General features: G+C 47.7%; 1 protein-coding gene. It reads right to left on the bottom strand.

The genetic code is table 11. The features are described from left to right. Nucleotides 1–281: GBS Bsp-like repeat-containing protein (locus CHK_RS01170; RefSeq protein ID WP_046442158.1), on the bottom strand; the 281-nt coding region annotated here is incomplete at both ends.

The following is a 281-nucleotide window of genomic DNA, read 5'->3' as shown; positions in this document are numbered from 1 at the left end:
GTGCTTCAACCGTGTAATCACCCAATGTGTACCCAAAGCCAGAAATATGGAAATAGGCGCTCCAGTTTCCTGTTCCGTCATTATTGCAATTATACCACTTTGCAGCTCCTTGCCCTTTCGAGTTCGGCCATATTGCAAGCTTGACGGACTGTACTCCAAACCCTTCCGTCACCTTATTTACCTGAATTGCCGTATCGACGCGCTGGGTGGGATTCGTTGTCCCAAAAATAATGCCATCCGTTTTCGATGCACCTGCAACACCTGTTACTACAAGTGTCTCC

It is taken from the genome of Christensenella hongkongensis, from assembly GCF_000981035.1.
Classification (GTDB): Bacteria; Bacillota; Clostridia; order Christensenellales; family Christensenellaceae; genus Christensenella; species Christensenella hongkongensis.
This window is presented reverse-complemented; position numbering and strand designations above follow the sequence as displayed.